Source organism: Thioalkalivibrio versutus, assembly GCF_001999325.1.
Lineage (GTDB): Bacteria > Pseudomonadota > Gammaproteobacteria > Ectothiorhodospirales > Ectothiorhodospiraceae > Thioalkalivibrio > Thioalkalivibrio versutus.
Map to the genome: position 1 here is coordinate 89,848 of NZ_MVAR01000018.1, position 16,178 is coordinate 106,025.

General features: G+C 64.9%; 12 protein-coding genes and 4 tRNA genes. 15 read left to right on the forward strand and 1 reads right to left on the reverse strand.

Annotation, left to right across the window (positions count from 1 at the left end; translation table 11 throughout):
• Window positions 1-2 precede the first annotated feature (2 nt).
• The 14 genes from ybgF (at window position 3) to B0684_RS07045 (ending at window position 13,138) form a co-directional block, all read left to right on the forward strand.
• A complete protein-coding gene (gene ybgF, locus B0684_RS06980) occupies window positions 3-845 on the forward strand; it encodes a tol-pal system protein YbgF (RefSeq protein WP_018168452.1) in 843 nt (280 codons plus the stop codon).
• Window positions 842-1,537 (forward strand): 7-carboxy-7-deazaguanine synthase QueE, encoded by a 696-nt coding sequence (gene queE, locus B0684_RS06985; RefSeq protein ID WP_018168453.1) that lies wholly within the window; start codon window positions 842-844, stop codon window positions 1,535-1,537. The genes ybgF and queE overlap by 4 nt, the downstream gene beginning before the upstream one ends.
• 1 nt (window position 1,538) lies before the next feature.
• Window positions 1,539-2,225, forward strand: coding sequence for a 7-cyano-7-deazaguanine synthase QueC (gene queC, locus B0684_RS06990; protein ID WP_018168454.1), 687 nt, complete (start codon window positions 1,539-1,541; stop codon window positions 2,223-2,225).
• Window positions 2,226-2,349: 124 nt separating this feature from the next.
• Window positions 2,350-3,618: a YeeE/YedE family protein gene (locus B0684_RS06995; RefSeq protein ID WP_026304764.1), complete on the forward strand. Its 1,269-nt coding sequence runs from the start codon at window positions 2,350-2,352 to the stop codon at window positions 3,616-3,618.
• Window positions 3,619-3,757: 139 nt separating this feature from the next.
• Window positions 3,758-3,833: transfer RNA gene (locus tag B0684_RS07000), tRNA-Lys, on the forward strand.
• 122 nt (window positions 3,834-3,955) lie between these two features.
• Window positions 3,956-4,042 (forward strand) — tRNA-Leu (locus tag B0684_RS07005).
• Window positions 4,043-4,124: 82 nt separating this feature from the next.
• Window positions 4,125-5,432: a trigger factor gene (gene tig / locus B0684_RS07010; protein ID WP_018168456.1), complete on the forward strand. Its 1,308-nt coding sequence runs from the start codon at window positions 4,125-4,127 to the stop codon at window positions 5,430-5,432.
• On the forward strand, window positions 5,429-6,070 hold the full coding sequence (clpP, locus tag B0684_RS07015) for an ATP-dependent Clp endopeptidase proteolytic subunit ClpP (protein ID WP_018143951.1): 642 nt from the start codon (window positions 5,429-5,431) through the stop codon (window positions 6,068-6,070). Before tig ends, clpP begins: the two co-directional genes overlap by 4 nt.
• 142 nt (window positions 6,071-6,212) lie before the next feature.
• Entirely contained in the window at window positions 6,213-7,493 is a 1,281-nt protein-coding gene (gene clpX / locus B0684_RS07020) for an ATP-dependent Clp protease ATP-binding subunit ClpX (RefSeq protein WP_018168457.1), read from the forward strand.
• Window positions 7,494-7,575: 82 nt separating this feature from the next.
• The gene (lon, locus tag B0684_RS07025; protein ID WP_018168458.1) at window positions 7,576-10,041 is read left to right on the forward strand and encodes an endopeptidase La; all 2,466 of its coding nucleotides are present in this window, start codon (window positions 7,576-7,578) and stop codon (window positions 10,039-10,041) included.
• A gap of 260 nt (window positions 10,042-10,301) precedes the next feature.
• The gene (locus B0684_RS07030; protein ID WP_018143948.1) at window positions 10,302-10,574 is read left to right on the forward strand and encodes an HU family DNA-binding protein; all 273 of its coding nucleotides are present in this window, start codon (window positions 10,302-10,304) and stop codon (window positions 10,572-10,574) included.
• A gap of 11 nt (window positions 10,575-10,585) precedes the next feature.
• Window positions 10,586-10,661: transfer RNA gene (locus B0684_RS07035), tRNA-Val, on the forward strand.
• A 36-nt stretch (window positions 10,662-10,697) separates the two neighbouring features.
• Window positions 10,698-10,774, forward strand: a tRNA-Asp gene (locus tag B0684_RS07040).
• A gap of 474 nt (window positions 10,775-11,248) precedes the next feature.
• Entirely contained in the window at window positions 11,249-13,138 is a 1,890-nt protein-coding gene (locus B0684_RS07045) for a SurA N-terminal domain-containing protein (protein ID WP_018176066.1), read from the forward strand.
• A gap of 120 nt (window positions 13,139-13,258) precedes the next feature.
• Here B0684_RS07045 and B0684_RS07050 read toward each other — a convergent pair whose 3' ends face one another.
• Window positions 13,259-14,059 carry an enoyl-ACP reductase FabI gene (locus B0684_RS07050; protein ID WP_018143946.1) on the reverse strand — a complete coding sequence of 267 codons (801 nt, stop codon included), beginning with the start codon at window positions 14,057-14,059 and terminating at the stop codon, window positions 13,259-13,261.
• A 253-nt stretch (window positions 14,060-14,312) separates the two neighbouring features.
• Between B0684_RS07050 and B0684_RS07055 the strand changes: the two genes are divergently transcribed.
• Window positions 14,313-16,172 (forward strand): peptide-binding protein, encoded by a 1,860-nt coding sequence (locus B0684_RS07055; protein WP_018176065.1) that lies wholly within the window; start codon window positions 14,313-14,315, stop codon window positions 16,170-16,172.
• Window positions 16,173-16,178: the final 6 nt, after the last annotated feature.

A 16,178-nucleotide genomic window follows, 5' to 3' on the forward strand; every position in this document is an offset into this window, starting at 1 on the left:
AGATGCAATCAAAGCTCGACAAGTCTTGCGGAAATGCCCCCTCGGGGGCATTTCTGTTTCGGTGCCCGGGACGTCCGGGCCTTCTTCTTGGCGCCATTCTGGCCGTAACCTTTGCCCTGGCCCCGCTGGCCCTGGTGCCGGGCACGGCCGGGGCCCAGGACGGTACGGTGTTCGCCACCCAGTCGCAGATCCGCCAGCTCGAACGCCGCCTCGAGCGCGTCGAGCGGGTGCTGGATTCCAGTGCGATGAACGAATTGTTGCAGGTCTCCGAGTCGCTGAGTCGGGATCTGCGCGAACTGCGCGGCGAGGTGGAAACCCTGCGCCACGAGGTGAACCGTCTCAGCACCCGCCAGCGTGATCAGTTCCGTCACCTGGATGAGCGGGTGGGCGCGTTCGAGAGCGGGGCGGTAGCCACGGATGCCGCGCCGCGGGAGGAGGTGGTTGAACTGGACCTGCCGGAAGCGGACGAGCAGGCCGCCTATCAGTCGGCGTTTGACGACCTGATGGCCGGGGATTACACCACGGCCATGCGCAAGCTGGAACAGTTCATCGAGGACTACCCCGAGGGCAACTTCACCGCCAATGCCTGGTACTGGCTGGCCGAGGCGAAATACGCCAGCGGCGAGTTCGAAGCAGCGCTGGAGGATTTCGAGCGGCTGCGCGAGGATTTCCCCGAAAGCGACAAGGGTGGCGATGCCCTGCTGAAGATTGGCTACGCCCACTACGAACTGCAGAACTTCGACGCGGCGCGCGAGGCGCTGGAGGCGGTACGGGCCGACTACGGCGGGACCACCCTGGATCGCCTGGCCCGTGAGCGCCTGCGGCGGATCGAAGACAGCCAATGACCACGGACACGCTGCGCGATGCCCGGGGCGCCGGGGTGATCGATCCGGCCGCGGTGCGGCTGAGGATCACCGAGATGTTCGTCTCCCTGCAGGGGGAGGCGGCGCAGGTGGGCTGGCCCACCGCCTTCGTGCGCCTGACCGGTTGCCCGCTGCGCTGTCGCTGGTGTGACAGCGAATACGCCTTCGAGGGTGGCGAGGCCCTGATGCTGGCGACGATCCTCGACTGGGTCGGGCGCGCCGGGGTTCGGCATGTCTGCGTGACGGGCGGCGAGCCGCTCGCGCAGCCGGGCTGCCTGCCGCTGCTGGAGGGCCTGTGCGATGCCGGTTTCAGCGTTTCGCTGGAGACCAGCGGGGCGATGGCGATCGCGGGTGTCGATCCGCGGGTGGCCATCGTGATGGACTGGAAGGCGCCAGCGTCGCAGGAATCCGCTCGCAACCACCCCGAGAACATCCCTCGACTGAGGGCCGGCGACCAGCTGAAGTTCGTGCTGGCCGGGCGCGAGGACTTTGACTGGGCGCGAGCCGAGCTGGAGCGTCTGGGGCTGGCCCCGGAGGTCGAGGTCCTGTTCTCGCCGGTGTACGGCGAACTGGAACCGAGGGCCCTGGCCGACTGGATCATCGCGGAACGTCTCCCGGTTCGCTTTCAGATGCAGCTGCACAAGCTCCTCTGGGGCGACCAGCCGGGGCGCTGACATGAGTGAGCGCGCGGAGAAGGCCGTGGTGCTGCTCTCGGGCGGGCTTGACTCGGCGACTTGCCTGGCCATGGCCCGCGCCGAGGGGCTGGACTGTCACGCCCTGTCGATCGACTACGGTCAACGCCATCACACGGAGCTGGACGCTGCGCGGCGCGTAGCCGCCGCCCAGGGCGTGACGGATCACCGCGTAGTGGCGGTGGATCTGAGCGCGATTGGTGGGTCCGCACTGACGGACGCCGCGATCGCCGTGCCCACGGCACCGACCGAGGGCATCCCCGTGACCTACGTGCCGGCACGCAACACGGTGTTTCTGGCGCTCGCCCTGGGGTTTGCCGAGACCCTGGACGCGCGCCTGCTGTATGTGGGGGCCAATGCGGTGGACTACTCCGGCTACCCGGATTGTCGTCCGGCCTTCATCGAGGCCTTCCGCGACCTCGCCCGGGTGGCGACCCGCAGCGGGGTGGAGGGCACGCCCTGGGAGGTGCGGGCGCCGCTGATGCACTGGTCCAAGGCCGAGATCATCCAGGCCGGGGTCCGCCTCGGGGTCGACTACAGCCAGACGGTCAGCTGCTACCAGGCCGACGCCGACGGCCGCGCATGCGGGCGCTGCGACAGCTGCCGCATCCGCCGCGAGGGCTTCGCGGCCGCCGGTGTCCCCGACCCGACTCGCTATGTCCCCGACTGAGCCGCGGCCCCGGAATGCCTCGGGCAGGAATGAAAGCGGGCTCGATCTCGTCTAGCGTCCGATGTATGCTGCGCACCCCATGGGTGCAGGCGTGCCCTGAAATCTTTCATCGAGAGGATACGTGATGGAATTCTCCAGTTTTTCGACTGCCGCAATGGCGTTCCTGGGTGGGGCGTTCATCCTCGCCTTCATCATGGGAGCCGTGGCGAACAAGACCAACTTCTGCACCATGGGCGCCGTGTCCGACTGGGTGAACATGGGCGATACCGGACGCATGCGTTCCTGGTTGCTGGCGATTGCCGTGGCCATGCTGGGCGTGGCGATCCTCGAGTTCTTCGGCGTGCTGAGCGCGGATGGCTCCTTCCCCAACTATCGCATGACCGAATTCCAGTGGGTCGAGCACGCCTTGGGCGGCTTCCTGTTCGGGATCGGCATGACCTATGCCTCCGGCTGCGGTAACAAGACCCTGGTGCGCGTGGGCGGCGGCAACATCAAGTCGCTGATGGTACTGATCGTGATCGCGATCATCGCCTTCTACATGGTTCGCCCGCTGCCGGGTACCTCCGACACCCTGTACTCCCTGCTGTTCATGGACTGGACCACCGCGCTGGCGATCTCCACCCCGGCGGGCCAGGATCTGGGCACGCTGGTGGCCGGTGAAGAGAACGGCCTGACCGCGCGCCTGGTGCTGGGTCTCGTGATCGGCGTGCTGCTGCTGGCCCTGATCTTCAAGGCCGCGGACTTCCGTCGCAGCTTTGACAATATCCTGGGGGGGCTGGTGATCGGTCTGGTGGTGCTGGGCGCCTGGTGGCTGACCAGCAACATCCAGGTCGATGACGGCATGGACACCTACACCCCGCAAGCCTATGTCTCGGACTGGGACTTCGTGGCGGATGCCGACGCGGGTGAGCGCCCGGCCGAGAGTGCCCCCTGGGCCAACCAGTCGTTCACCTTCATCAACCCGATGGGACAGAGCTTGCGCTACGTGTCGACCGGCTTCGACAGCACCGTCCTGTACTTCGGCGTGATGGCGCTGGCCGGCGTGATCCTGGGTTCCTTCTTCTGGGCCCTGGTCACGCGTGCCTTCCGCTTCGAGTGGTTCGCTTCGGTGCGCGACTTCGTGAACCACTTCATCGGCGGGATCCTGATGGGCTTCGGCGGCGTTCTGGCGATGGGCTGCACCATCGGCCAGGGCATCACCGGGATCTCCACGCTGGCCCTGGGCGGCTTCCTGACGTTCGTCATGATCGTCTTCGGCGCGGCGCTGACCATGAAGATCCAGTACTACAAGATGGTCTACGAAGACGAGGCCAGCTTCGGCAAGGCGCTGATCACCTCGCTGGTGGACATGAAGCTGCTGCCGGGCGGCATGCGCAAGCTGGAAGCCATCTGATGGCATAGCGACGGGGGCGCGTCTTGCGTTTTCCCCGTCGCGCCGTAAACTACGCGGCACTGGAGGCCCGGCGATCCCGGGCCTTCGACTTTGCAACGGCCAGGGCGATCCAGATGTTCGCTCCGGGCCGAACCGAAAAGGGTCGTTAGCTCAGTTGGTAGAGCAGTTGGCTTTTAACCAATTGGTCGTAGGTTCGAATCCTACACGACCCACCATTTTCTCCGGTCCCCGCACCGGCACAAGGGCCCGTCTATACGGGCTCTTTGTGTTTGTGGGTGGGGAACACGCTAGAATGCGCGGCTAACGCGCGAACGCAACAAGAGTTTTCTGCAAGATCGCGAAAGTGGCGGAACTGGTAGACGCGCTGGGTTTAGGTCCCAGTGGGGTAAAACCCGTGAGAGTTCGAGTCTCTCCTTTCGCACCACTGTCTGCATTCCGACCAGCCATGAAGGTTACCACTGCGATCGGCAGGGATGACCGATTACCGAACTATGACGAGGCCCTCCATGCAAGTTTCTGTTGAAGCCACCGGCAACCTGGAACGCAAGATGACCATCCAGGTCCCCTCCGAGCGGATCGATACCGAGGTCGACAATCGCCTAAAGTCCCTCGCCAAAAGGGTCAAGCTGGACGGCTTCCGCCCGGGCAAGGTCCCGCTGAAGGTCGTGCGCCAGCGCTACGGCTCCGGGGTGTACCAGGAGGTGATGAGCGAGGTCCTGCAGGAAAGCTACCGCGAGGCGGTGCAGCAGGAGGGCCTGGAGCCGGCCGGTAACCCGAGCATCGAGCCGACCAATCTGGAAGGCGACGACGCGATCGAGTTCACCGCCAGCTTTCAGGTGTTCCCGGAAGTGGCCGTGGCTGACTTCAGCGGCGTCGAGATCGAACGCCCGGTGGCCGAGGTCGGGGACGAGGACATCGATCGCGTGATCGACTCCCTGCGCGAGCAGAACAAGGAGTGGGCCGAGGTCAAGCGCAAGGCCAAGAAAGGCGACCGGGTGACGCTGGACTTCGTCGGCAGCCTGAACGGCGAGGAGTTCGAGGGCGGCAAGGCCGAAGACTTCCAGATCGAGCTCGGCGCCGGGCGCCTGATCGAGGGCTTCGAGAAGCAGCTCACGGGCGTGAAGGCCGGCGAGGAGCCGACCATTGATGTGACCTTCCCCGATGACTACCCGGCGGAGAACCTGAAGGGCCAGACCGCGCAGTTCGCGCTGACCATCAAGCAGGTCGAGGGGCCGAAGCTGCCGGAGGTGGATGAGGAGTTCGCCAAGAAATTCGGGATCGAGGACGGCTCGGTCGAGAAACTTCGCGCCGATGTGCGGTCCAATATGGAGCGGGAACTGCGCCAGGCCCTGAAGGGCCGGGTCAAGCAGCAGGTACTGGAGGCCGTGGTCGACAAGCACGACTTCGATCTTCCGGATGCCCTGGTGAAGTCGGAGGTCAACCGCCTGCGCGAAGAGGCCGAGAAGCGCTTCGGCGGCGCCGAGCAGACGCAGCCGCTGCCGGACAGCCTGTTCGAGGAAGAGGCGAAGCGTCGCGTGCGTCTGGGTCTGGCGCTGCGTGCCATCATCGAACAGAAGGGGTTCGAGGTGGACGCCGAGCGGGTCGAACGCGATCTCGAGGAGATGGCGGCGACCTACGAGGATCCGGAAGAGGTGAAGCAGTATTACCGCTCCAATCCCCAGGCGAAGAGCAACCTGGAGTCACTGGTGCTGGAAGATCAGGTGGTTGACTGGGTGCTCGAGCAGGGCAAGGTCACCGAGAAGGAAACCAGCTTCCAGGACGTGATGAATCCGAACAAGGAGTCGACTGAATGAGCCACGATATGGCCGACCAGGGCGCACAACACGCCCAGGGGCTGAACCTGGTACCGATGGTGGTCGAGCAGACCGCCCGCGGCGAGCGCGCCTACGACATCTACTCCCGCCTGCTGAAGGATCGAGTGATCTTCTGCGTGGGTCCGGTCGAGGACTATATGGCCAACGTGATCGTGGCCCAGCTGCTGTTCCTCGAGTCGGAAAACCCGGACAAGGAAATCAGCCTGTACATCAACTCTCCGGGTGGCGCGGTGACCGCCGGCATGGCGATCTACGACACCATGCAGTTCATCAAGCCCGAGGTCAGCACCCTGTGTGTCGGCCAGGCGGCCAGCATGGGCGCGTTGCTGCTGGCGGGCGGTGCCGCCGGCAAGCGGCATGCCCTGCCGCATTCGCGCGTGATGATCCATCAGCCGCTGGGCGGCTTCCAGGGCCAGGCCTCGGATATCGACATCCACGCTCGCGAGATCCTGAAGATCCGCGATGAGCTGAACCGCGTGCTGGCCCATCATACCGGCCAGTCGATCGACAAGATCGCGGAGGACACCGATCGTGACCGTTTCCTGACCGCGGTCGACGCGAAGGAATATGGCCTGATCGACCACGTGCTGACCCATCGCGACTCCGCGAGCGATTGAGTCCGCGTTGTTCGCAAGCCCGCCCCCGAGCACCGTTTCGGGGCGGGGGCGTCAATACCGGACTTCCGCTTGGCTCGTTTGCAACTGCCAGGCAAACGGGGCATGTTCTGAAGAACACTGAAATCGCAACCGAGGCAAACGGATGAGCGACGAAACCACCCCCCCCGCCGACGGCAAGCTCCTGTACTGTTCTTTCTGCGGAAAGAGCCAGCACGAGGTGCGCAAGCTGATCGCCGGGCCATCCGTATTCATCTGCGACGAGTGCGTCGAGCTGTGCAACGACATCATCCGTGAGGAGATGCAGGAAGTGGGTCACGCCGAGCGTGATTCCCTGCCGACCCCGCACGAGATCCGCGCGATCCTCGACGACTACGTGATCGGCCAGAACTCCGCGAAGAAGATCCTCTCGGTCGCGGTTTACAACCATTACAAGCGCCTGCAGGCCCGGGCCGGCAAGGACGATGTCGAGCTGTCCAAGTCGAACATCATGCTCATCGGACCGACCGGCTCCGGCAAGACGCTGCTGGCCGAGACCCTGGCGCGGGTGCTGAATGTCCCGTTCACCATCGCCGATGCCACCACGCTGACCGAGGCCGGCTACGTGGGCGAGGATGTCGAGAACATCATCCAGAAGCTGTTGCAGAAGTGCGACTACGACGTCGAGAAGGCCGAGAACGGCATTGTCTACATCGACGAGATCGACAAGGTCTCGCGCAAGTCGGACAACCCGTCCATCACCCGTGACGTCTCGGGCGAGGGCGTGCAGCAGGCCCTGCTGAAGCTGATCGAGGGCACCACCGCCTCGGTGCCGCCGCAGGGCGGGCGCAAGCACCCGCAGCAGGAATTCCTGCAGGTCGATACCAGCAATATCCTGTTCATCTGTGGCGGTGCTTTCTCCGGGCTGGAGAAGGTGATCCAGCAGCGCGCCGAGAAGGGCGGGATCGGCTTTGGCGCCGAGCTGCGCACCACCGAGGCGGCCAAGTCCGGTGGCCAGTGGTTGAAGCAGCTGGAGGCCGATGACCTGGTGCGCTATGGCCTGATCCCCGAGTTCGTCGGCCGTCTGCCGGTGCAGGCGACGCTGGACGAGCTGGACGAGGACGCACTGATCACGATCCTGACCCAGCCGAAGAACGCCCTGATCAAGCAGTATGCGCGTCTGTTCGAGATGGAGGGCGTGGAGCTCGAGTTCCGCGACGATGCCCTGTCCGCGATCGCCCACAAGGCGATGGCCCGCAAGACCGGTGCGCGCGGTCTGCGCACCATCATGGAGAACATCCTGCTCGACACCATGTACGAGCTGCCTTCCATGGAGGGGGTCAGCAAGGTGGTGATCGACGAGGCGGTGATCCGTGGCGATGCCGAGCCGTACCTGGTCTACGAGAACGACTCGTTCGCCAAGAAGCAGGCTGCCGCGGATTCCTGAGCGGAAGTGTCGCGGCGCCCTTGAAACGGGCGCCGCCGCCCCCACTTCCTCCTGTACATTCGTCCAGCCCTTAGGGGGCAACATGACCGATACCCACTCCTCCCAGAACGAGGTGGACTCCCCCGTCAAGCGCGTCGCGGTGCTGCCGCTGCGCGATGTCGTGGTCTATCCCCACATGGTCATCCCGCTGTTCGTGGGTCGCGAGAAGTCGATCCGGGCGCTGGATTCGGCCATGGCCGAGAACAAGCAGGTGCTGCTGGTCGCGCAGAAGAGCGCGGAGGTCGACGAGCCAGAGGCCGGCGATCTGCATCAGATTGGCACCCTGGGCAATATCCTGCAGCTGCTGCGCCTGCCCGACGGCACCATCAAGGTGCTGGTGGAGGGCGCCCAGCGCGCCCATGTGATGGATATCTCCACTACCGGCAATGTCGAGAAGGAAGAGGACTACTTCGTCTCCGACATCCGGCTGATCGACGAGGAATACGACACCGAGGACAAGGAGCTGGAGATCCTCGGCCGCTCCGCGCTGAATCAGTTCGAGCAGTACATCAAGCTGAACAAGAAGGTCCCGCCGGAGATCCTGACCTCGCTGGCCGGGATCGACGACACCTCGCGCCTGGCCGACACCATTGCCGCGCACATGTCGCTGAAGCTGGAGGAAAAGCAGGAAGTCCTCGAGATCGCCAATGTGCGCGCGCGTCTGGAGCACCTGGTCGCCAAGATCGAGGGCGAGATGGATGTGCTGCAGATCGAGAAGAAGATCCGTGGCCGCGTGAAGCAGCAGATGGAGAAATCCCAGCGCGAGTACTACCTGAATGAGCAGATGAAGGCCATTCAGAAGGAGCTGGGGGATCTCGAGGACGCGCCGAACGAGCAGGAAGACCTGGCCGACAAGATCGAGAAGGCGGGGATGCCGGAGGAGGCCAAGAAGAAGGCCACCGCCGAGCTGAACAAGCTGAAGATGATGTCTCCGATGTCGGCCGAGGCCACCGTCGTGCGCAGTTACATCGACTGGCTGGTCAACGTCCCGTGGAAGAAAAAGACCCGCGTCAGCAAGGACCTGACGCGCGCCGAGAAGATCCTCAACGAGGACCACTACGGCCTGGAAGAGGTCAAGGAACGCATCCTCGAGTATCTCGCGGTGCAGTCCCGCGTGCGCAAGCTGAAGGGCCCGATCCTGTGCCTGGTCGGCCCGCCCGGGGTTGGCAAGACCTCGCTGGGGCAGTCCATCGCGCGTGCGACCAATCGCAAGTTCATGCGCATGGCGCTGGGCGGCGTGCGCGACGAGGCCGAGATCCGCGGCCATCGCCGGACCTACATTGGCTCGCTGCCGGGCAAGATCATCCAGAACCTGGCCAAGGTCGGTGTGCGCAACCCGCTGTTCCTGCTGGACGAAATCGACAAGATGGCGATGGACTTCCGCGGTGACCCGGCCTCGGCGATGCTCGAGGTGCTGGATCCGGAACAGAACCACACGTTTAGCGACCACTACCTGGAGGTCGATTTCGACCTGTCGGACGTGATGTTCGTGGCCACGGCCAACAGCATGCACATCCCCGGGCCGTTGCTGGACCGCATGGAGGTCATCCGCCTGTCCGGCTACACCGAGGACGAGAAGGTCCACATCGCGCACAATTACCTGCTGACCAAGCAGATCAAGGCCAACGGCCTGAAGCCGGCCGAGATCCAGATCTCCGATTCGGCGGTGCGCGACATGGTGCGTTACTACACCCGCGAGGCGGGCGTGCGCTCGCTGGAGCGCGAGATTGCCAAGGTCTGCCGCAAGGTGGCCAAGCAGCGTCTGCTGGCCAGCGACAAGGAGCGGGCACGCACCACCTCGGTCACACCCAAGACGCTGGAGAAATATCTCGGCGTGCGTCGCTTCCGCTTCGGCCTGGCCGAGGAAAACGATCAGGTCGGTCAGGTCACGGGCCTCGCCTGGACCGAGGTCGGCGGCGAGCTGCTGACCATCGAAGCCAGCGTGGTCCCGGGCAAGGGTAAGACCCAGCAGACCGGCAAGCTCGGCGATGTAATGCAGGAGTCCATCCACGCCGCCCTGACCGTGGTTCGCTCGCGCGCCGAGGCCCTGGGCCTGGAGGAGAACTTCCACGAGAAGAAGGACCTGCACATCCACGTGCCGGAGGGCGCGACGCCGAAGGATGGCCCGTCCGCGGGCATCGGCATGTGCACCGCGATCGTCTCGGCACTGACCGGTATCCCGGTGCGTGCGGATGTCGCGATGACCGGCGAGATCACGCTGCGTGGCCAGGTTCTTCCGATCGGGGGCCTGAAGGAGAAGTTGCTGGCCGCCCACCGCGGAGGGATTCGCACCGTCCTGATCCCGGAAGAGAACGAGAAGGATCTGGTCGACATCCCGAAGAACATCAAGCAGAAGCTGGATATTCGTCCGGTGCGCTGGATCGACGAGGTCCTCGAGCTCGCGCTGACCCACATGCCGGAAGGCAAGGCCGGGGAAACGCCGGAGAAGGTCGAGGAAGTCGTCAAGCCGGCCAAGGAATCCGGTCGCCGTCGGGTCCGGCATCACTAAGCATCTGTAATTGGTGCGAAACCGCGGCCGCTGGATTCATCGGCGCCCGCGGTTTTTTGTGTGTTGGTTCAAGCCGGCCCGAGGGCCCCGCCGGGCGGGCGTTTGACACTTTTTCGGGGGGCTTGCTATAACCCCATGCGCATCATCTGATTTCGTGCCGAGGGCAGTCGCGGGGCCATGGAGAAAAGGTCCCCGGCTGGTGTAAGCTAGGCCCCGTCCGGCAGAAAGCCTGAGTCACCACTGAGATAAGGAAGCGCTTCATGAATAAATCCGAATTGATCGACGCGATCGCGGCGGAAGCCGATGTTCCCAAGGCCCAGGCCGGCAACATCGTGGATGCCTTGGTGAGTGTGGTCGGCGATACCCTCGCCAAGGGTGACCAGGTCTCCCTCGTGGGCTTTGGTACCTTCCTGGTGCGCGAGCGCGAAGCCCGCACCGGCCGTAACCCGCGTACCGGTGAGAGCATTCAGATTGCCGCGTCGAAAACGCCTTCGTTCAAGGCTGGTAAAGCGCTCAAGGATCGAGTAAACTAGCGCGCTTTATGGGGTGCTTAGCTCAGTTGGTAGAGCGTCGCCTTTACACGGCGAATGTCGGCGGTTCGAACCCGTCAGCACCCACCAAGTGCAACCCTGACCCTGGTTGCGCTGCACGAATACGGAGCGGTAGTTCAGCTGGTTAGAATACCGGCCTGTCACGCCGGGGGTCGCGGGTTCGAGTCCCGTCCGCTCCGCCATCTTTGAGAAAGGCGCCCTTGTGGCGCCTTTTTCTTTGTTGGCTACCACGGAGCGCTCGAAGCCACGTCTTTGGGCCAGACCAAGGTCCACAGTAGTCGATCGGAACGTGGGAAGGGCGGAACAAAGCCCGAGAGGCATTTCCGGGAGTCCGGGGCCGGGCACTGTCATCGCGCGAGCGCATCGAATGCGAGGTCCGATCCTCCGGGCCGACGGCTCCGAGGTATGTCCCCAGCGATCGGCGCCGGCACGAGAGTGCGCAAGGCTTCATGCGAGGAGACCAGTCCAGTTTCGCCCCGCCTCCCATCGAGTCTTCTGATCTTCCGGTAGACGCTCTTGGTCGGGCCCTTCTTCTTGCCAGCGCGCGCTGCGTGGCAGACACCCGAGCCCAGGCGCAGACGCGCGCGGGCGTGCCTGCTACCATCGGCCGCTGATTCCCGTTTTCCTCCTAATTGCCGGAGTGAGCAGAGACCATCATGTTGCAAGCGATTCGTGACCGGGCGAGCGGCTGGCTCGCCTATGTGATCATTGGCCTGATCACCATCCCCTTTGCCCTGTGGGGCCTGGGCGAGTATTTCGGCGGGGCGGGCCCGCTGGTCGCCGCCGAGGTGAACGGCACGGATATCGCGGTGCGCGACGTGCACCAGGAGGCCCGCGCCCAGCGCGACGAGATGGCGCGCATGTTTGGCGGCGAGATCCCGGATGACGTCCTGGACGAGCAGGGCATCCGCCTGCAGGCGATGGAGACCCTGATCCGCCAGGAACTGCTGCGCCAGGCGGCCGATTCCGCCGGCTTCAAGGCGGCGGGCGACAGCGTGTTGCGCGAGATCCGCGGCATGCCGGTGTTTCAGGAGGAGGGCCGCTTCAGCCGCGAACGCTACAGCCAGTTGTTGAATGCCCAGCGCATCAGCCCGGCCGACTTCGAGCAGGACATCGCCCGCAGTATTGTGATGTCGCAAATTCAGCGTGGCATCCAGGCCACGGGCGTGGTGCCGGAAGCCCTGGTGGAGGATTACAGCCGCCTGCGCAACCAGACGCGGGTTGCGAGCTGGAAGGTCTTCGCCGCAGACGACTTTGATCGTCCGGATGTGGTGGATGACGACGCGATCCGCGACTACTACGACGCCAATCCGGAAGACTTCACGACCACGGAACGGGTGCGGGTGAGCTATCTGCGCCTGGACCCGGAAGGCCTGGAGGCCGGGGTCGATGTCACCGAGGATCAGGTGCGCGAACACTACCGGGTCAATCGCAGTCGCTACGAAGAGCCGGAACTGCGCGAGGTGCGCCAGATCCGCATCCAGGATACCGACGAGGATGGCGAGGCGCGTATCCGTGAACTGCGTAGTCGCCTGGATGATGGCGAGGACTTCGGCGACCTGGCGGAGGAATACTCCGAAGACAGCCTGACGGCCGACCGTGGTGGCAGCCTGGGCGAGGTCGCCCGGGGCGATCTGGATTCCACCCTGGAGACCGTCATTTTCACCCTGCCGAAGGACCTCATCAGTCAGCCGGTACGAACGGATCGTGGCTGGTTCATCCTTGAGGTGACCGCGATCCAGGAATCCCGGGCGCAGCCGTTCGAAGAGGTGCGCGAGGAGGTCGAGCAGGATCTGCGCGACCGGACGGCCGAACAGCTGCAGATCGACGCTCTGGACGACCTGATGGCACTGGCAATCGAGTTTCCGGACACTCTGGAGCCGGCCGCCGACGCAACGGGCCTGGAGGTCCAGACCAGCGACTGGTTCTCCCGCGGCTCGGGCGATGGCATCGCCCGCCATCGTTCCATCCGCGATGCGGCGTTTGACCCGCGGGTACTGGAAGACGGCAACAACAGCGAGGCGATCGACCTGCAGGACCGTTCCACCGTGATCCTGCGTGTCGATGAGCACGAGCCGGCCGAGGTGCGCCCGCTGGCGGAGGTGGAGGACGAGATCCGCGAGCGCCTGCAGCGTCAGGCCGCCGCGGATGCCGCGCGTGAGGCGGGAGAGGCCCTGATCGAGCAACTGCGCGAAGCCGATGACTGGACCGCCGAGGCCGTGGAGAACGGAGAATGGAGTCGGTCGGTCGAGATCACCCGTGAACGGACGGGCGATCTGCCAACCGGGTTGCAGGACCACCTGTTCCGGCTGCCGGCGCCAGGCGAGGGCGCGGTGGAGATTGCCGGCGCCCGGGTCGGGGATGGTGACTTCGCGGTGACCGTGCTGGAAGCCGTACGCATGGGCGAGGACGCAGTGGATGCCGCGGCGCGCCAGCAGGCGCGCGACCAGATTGGCAACGCCTACGGGAGTGCCGAATTCCGGTCCTATCTCGCATGGCTGGAAGAGCAGGCGGAGATCAAGCGCTTCCCCGACGCGCTGGACTAGTCGCCGCAGAACCGTGAGGGGGCGCTTGGTGCGCTCCCGACCACGAAAAAGCCCGGCCCGCTTGCGCGGTGCCGGGCTTTTTTCTGGTACCCGGGATCGCCCGGGTACCGCAGGGTCGCCTTATGTTTCGAGGCCGATCTCGGCGGCGCCCAGGCCGACCGTGTTGTAGCCGGAGTCGACGTACATCACTTCGCCGGTGATCCCGGAGGCAAGGTCGGAGCAGAGGAAGGCGCCGGCGTTGCCGACCTGATCCGTGGTGACGTTACGGCGCAGCGGCGCGTTGGCCTGGACGTGATCCAGGATGCGCTTGAAGTCGCCGATGCCGGAGGCCGCCAGGGTGCGGATCGGACCCGCGGAGATCGCGTTCACCCGGGTGCTTTCCGGCCCCAGGGTGTAGGCCAGGTAACGCACATTGGCCTCCAGGCTCGCCTTGGCCAGGCCCATCACGTTGTAGTTGGGCATCGAGCGCTCGGCACCCAGATAGCTGAGGGTGAGGATGGAGGCGTCGCGGTCCTTCATCATGCCGCGCCCGGCCTTGGCCAGCGCGGCCAGGCTGTACGAGCTGACATCGTGCGCGATGCGGAAGCCGTCGCGGGTCATGTTGTCGAGGAAGTCCCCCTCCAGCTGCTCCTTGGGCGCGAAAGCGACCGAGTGCACCAGGATGTCGACGCCGTCCCAGTAATTGTCCAGGTGCTCGAAGACCTGTTCGATCTCGCGATCGTCCTCGACGTTACAGGGCACGAGGATGTCGGAATCGAAATCCGCAACCAGCTTCTCGACGCGATCGCGCAGGCGTTCGTTCTGGTAGGTGAAGGCGAGTTCGGCGCCCTCGCGATGCATGGCCGCGGCAATGCCGTAGGCGATGGAACGGTTGCTGGCCACGCCGACGATCAGTGCGCGTTTGCCCTTGAGAAAACCCATGTAAAACTCCTTGATTCTGATCCGTGCCGACGCACCCGGGCGGGTCGTCTCGACGGCGCCCGACCGCGAGCGGAACCGGGGACGGACGCGACTGTCTTCGGGATCATACCGATGTGCCGCAAGTGCGGCCAGCACCCGATGAGCCGGAGGGAGCGGCTTGCTATAGTGCGAACACTTGCGGTCTTCAGGGCCGCCCACCCGGCGCCCCGGAATCGGGCCTGCCGGACTGCCACCGCAGCAACCCGGAGGCCTTGTGAGTCGTCATTTTGGTTGGATCGTGACCCTGATCGTGCTGGGTATCCTGCTGTTGCTGGTGATGGTCCAGATCGACCGCCAGTGGCAACGCATGGCCTCCATGCAGAGCACCATGACCGAGCAGGCCCGGGATCTCCGTGCATTGCGGCGCAGCCTGCAGGGCCTGGAATCCGACCTTGCCTCCGGGCGCTTCGCCGGGATGGATGGCGAGCGTGCCGCGCGGGCGGACGATGTCCCCTCGGCGTTCCGGCGAGCGGCGCGGGCGGCCGAGCAGGAGGACTACGCCGAGGGTGACTGGCTGGTGCAGGCCTTTGGCACGGGCCTGGCGACCATCACGCCGTATGTCTCCTCCGATGCCTATGCCTCCGAGGTGCAGAACTACGTGCTGGAGTCGCTGGTGGTGCGCGACCCGGAGACGCTGGAGTGGCAGGGGTTGCTGGCCGAATCCTGGGAGTTCGACGATACCGGTACCGAGCTGACCTTCCGCCTGCGCCCGGGGCTGCAGTTCTCCGATGGGGAGCCGCTGACGGCCGAGGATATCCGCTTCACCTTCGATTTCCTGATGACCGACGCCATCGCGGTGCCGAGGGCGAGGGCCTTCCTGGAGAAGATCGAGGCGGTCGAGGCCGTCGACGAGCGCACGGTGCGGTTCGTGTTCGAGGAGCCATACTTCGACGCCATGCGGGTGGCGGGTGGCCTGGATGTCCTGCCGGAACACTTCTATGGGCGCTACCTGGAGGATCCGGAGACCTTCAACGAGTCGCGCGGCATCCTGCTGGGGTCCGGACCCTACCGCATGGAGGATCCGACCGGCTGGACCCCGGATGCCGGCCGTATCGAACTGGAGCGCAACCCGCGTTACTGGGGGCCGGTGGAGCCGCCGCTGGATCGTTTGGTGTGGCGGGTCATTCAGAATGACAGTGCGCGTCTGACCACCTTCCGCAATCGGGATATCGACGTCTACGGGGCGCGCCCGCGCGAGTATGCCCGGTTGCGCGACGACGAGGCCCTGCGCGAGCGCGCGGATACCCACGAGTACATGAGCCCCACGGCCGGCTATTCGTACATTGCCTGGAACCAGCAGCGCGATGGCGAGCCGACGCGTTTCGCCGATCCGCGGGTGCGCCAGGCGATGAGCTACCTGACCGACGTTGACCGGCTGATCGAGGAGGTCATGCTGGGGTATGCGGAGCGCGCGATCTCCCCGTTTTCACCGCGCAGCGATCAGCACAATCCGGATCTCGATCCGATCCCCTATGATGTCGAGCGCGCCCTGGAGCTGCTGGCCGAGGCCGGCTTCCGCGAACGCAATCGCGATGGCGTTCTGGTCAACGAGGACGGCGAGCCGTTCTCCTTCGAGTTGTCGTATTTCCAGGACAACGAGGACACCCGCCGCATCGCGCTGTTCCTGCGCGACCTCTTTGCGCGGGCCGGGATCGAGATGCGCCCGTCGCCGACCGAGTGGTCGGTGATGCTGGAACAACTCACCCGCCAGGATTTCGATGCCATCACCCTGGGCTGGACCAGCGGTGTGGAGGTGGATATCTACCAGATGTTCCACTCCAGTCAGGTGGTTTCCGGTGGCGACAACTTCATCCACTACCAGAATCCCGAGCTGGATGCGGTGATCGAGGCGGCGCGTGGCGAGGTGGACGAGCCCGCGCGCATGGAGCTTTGGCGCGAGGCCGAGCGCATCCTGCACGAGGACCAGCCGTATACCTTCCTGATGCGGCGCCAGACCCTGGCCTTCATCGACCGACGCATCCAGAACCTGGAGCAGACCGCGCTGGGGCTCAACCTGGGGGCGGTGCCGCTGGAGATCTACGTCCCGTTCGAATCGCAACGGTACGGGCAGTAGCCGGCG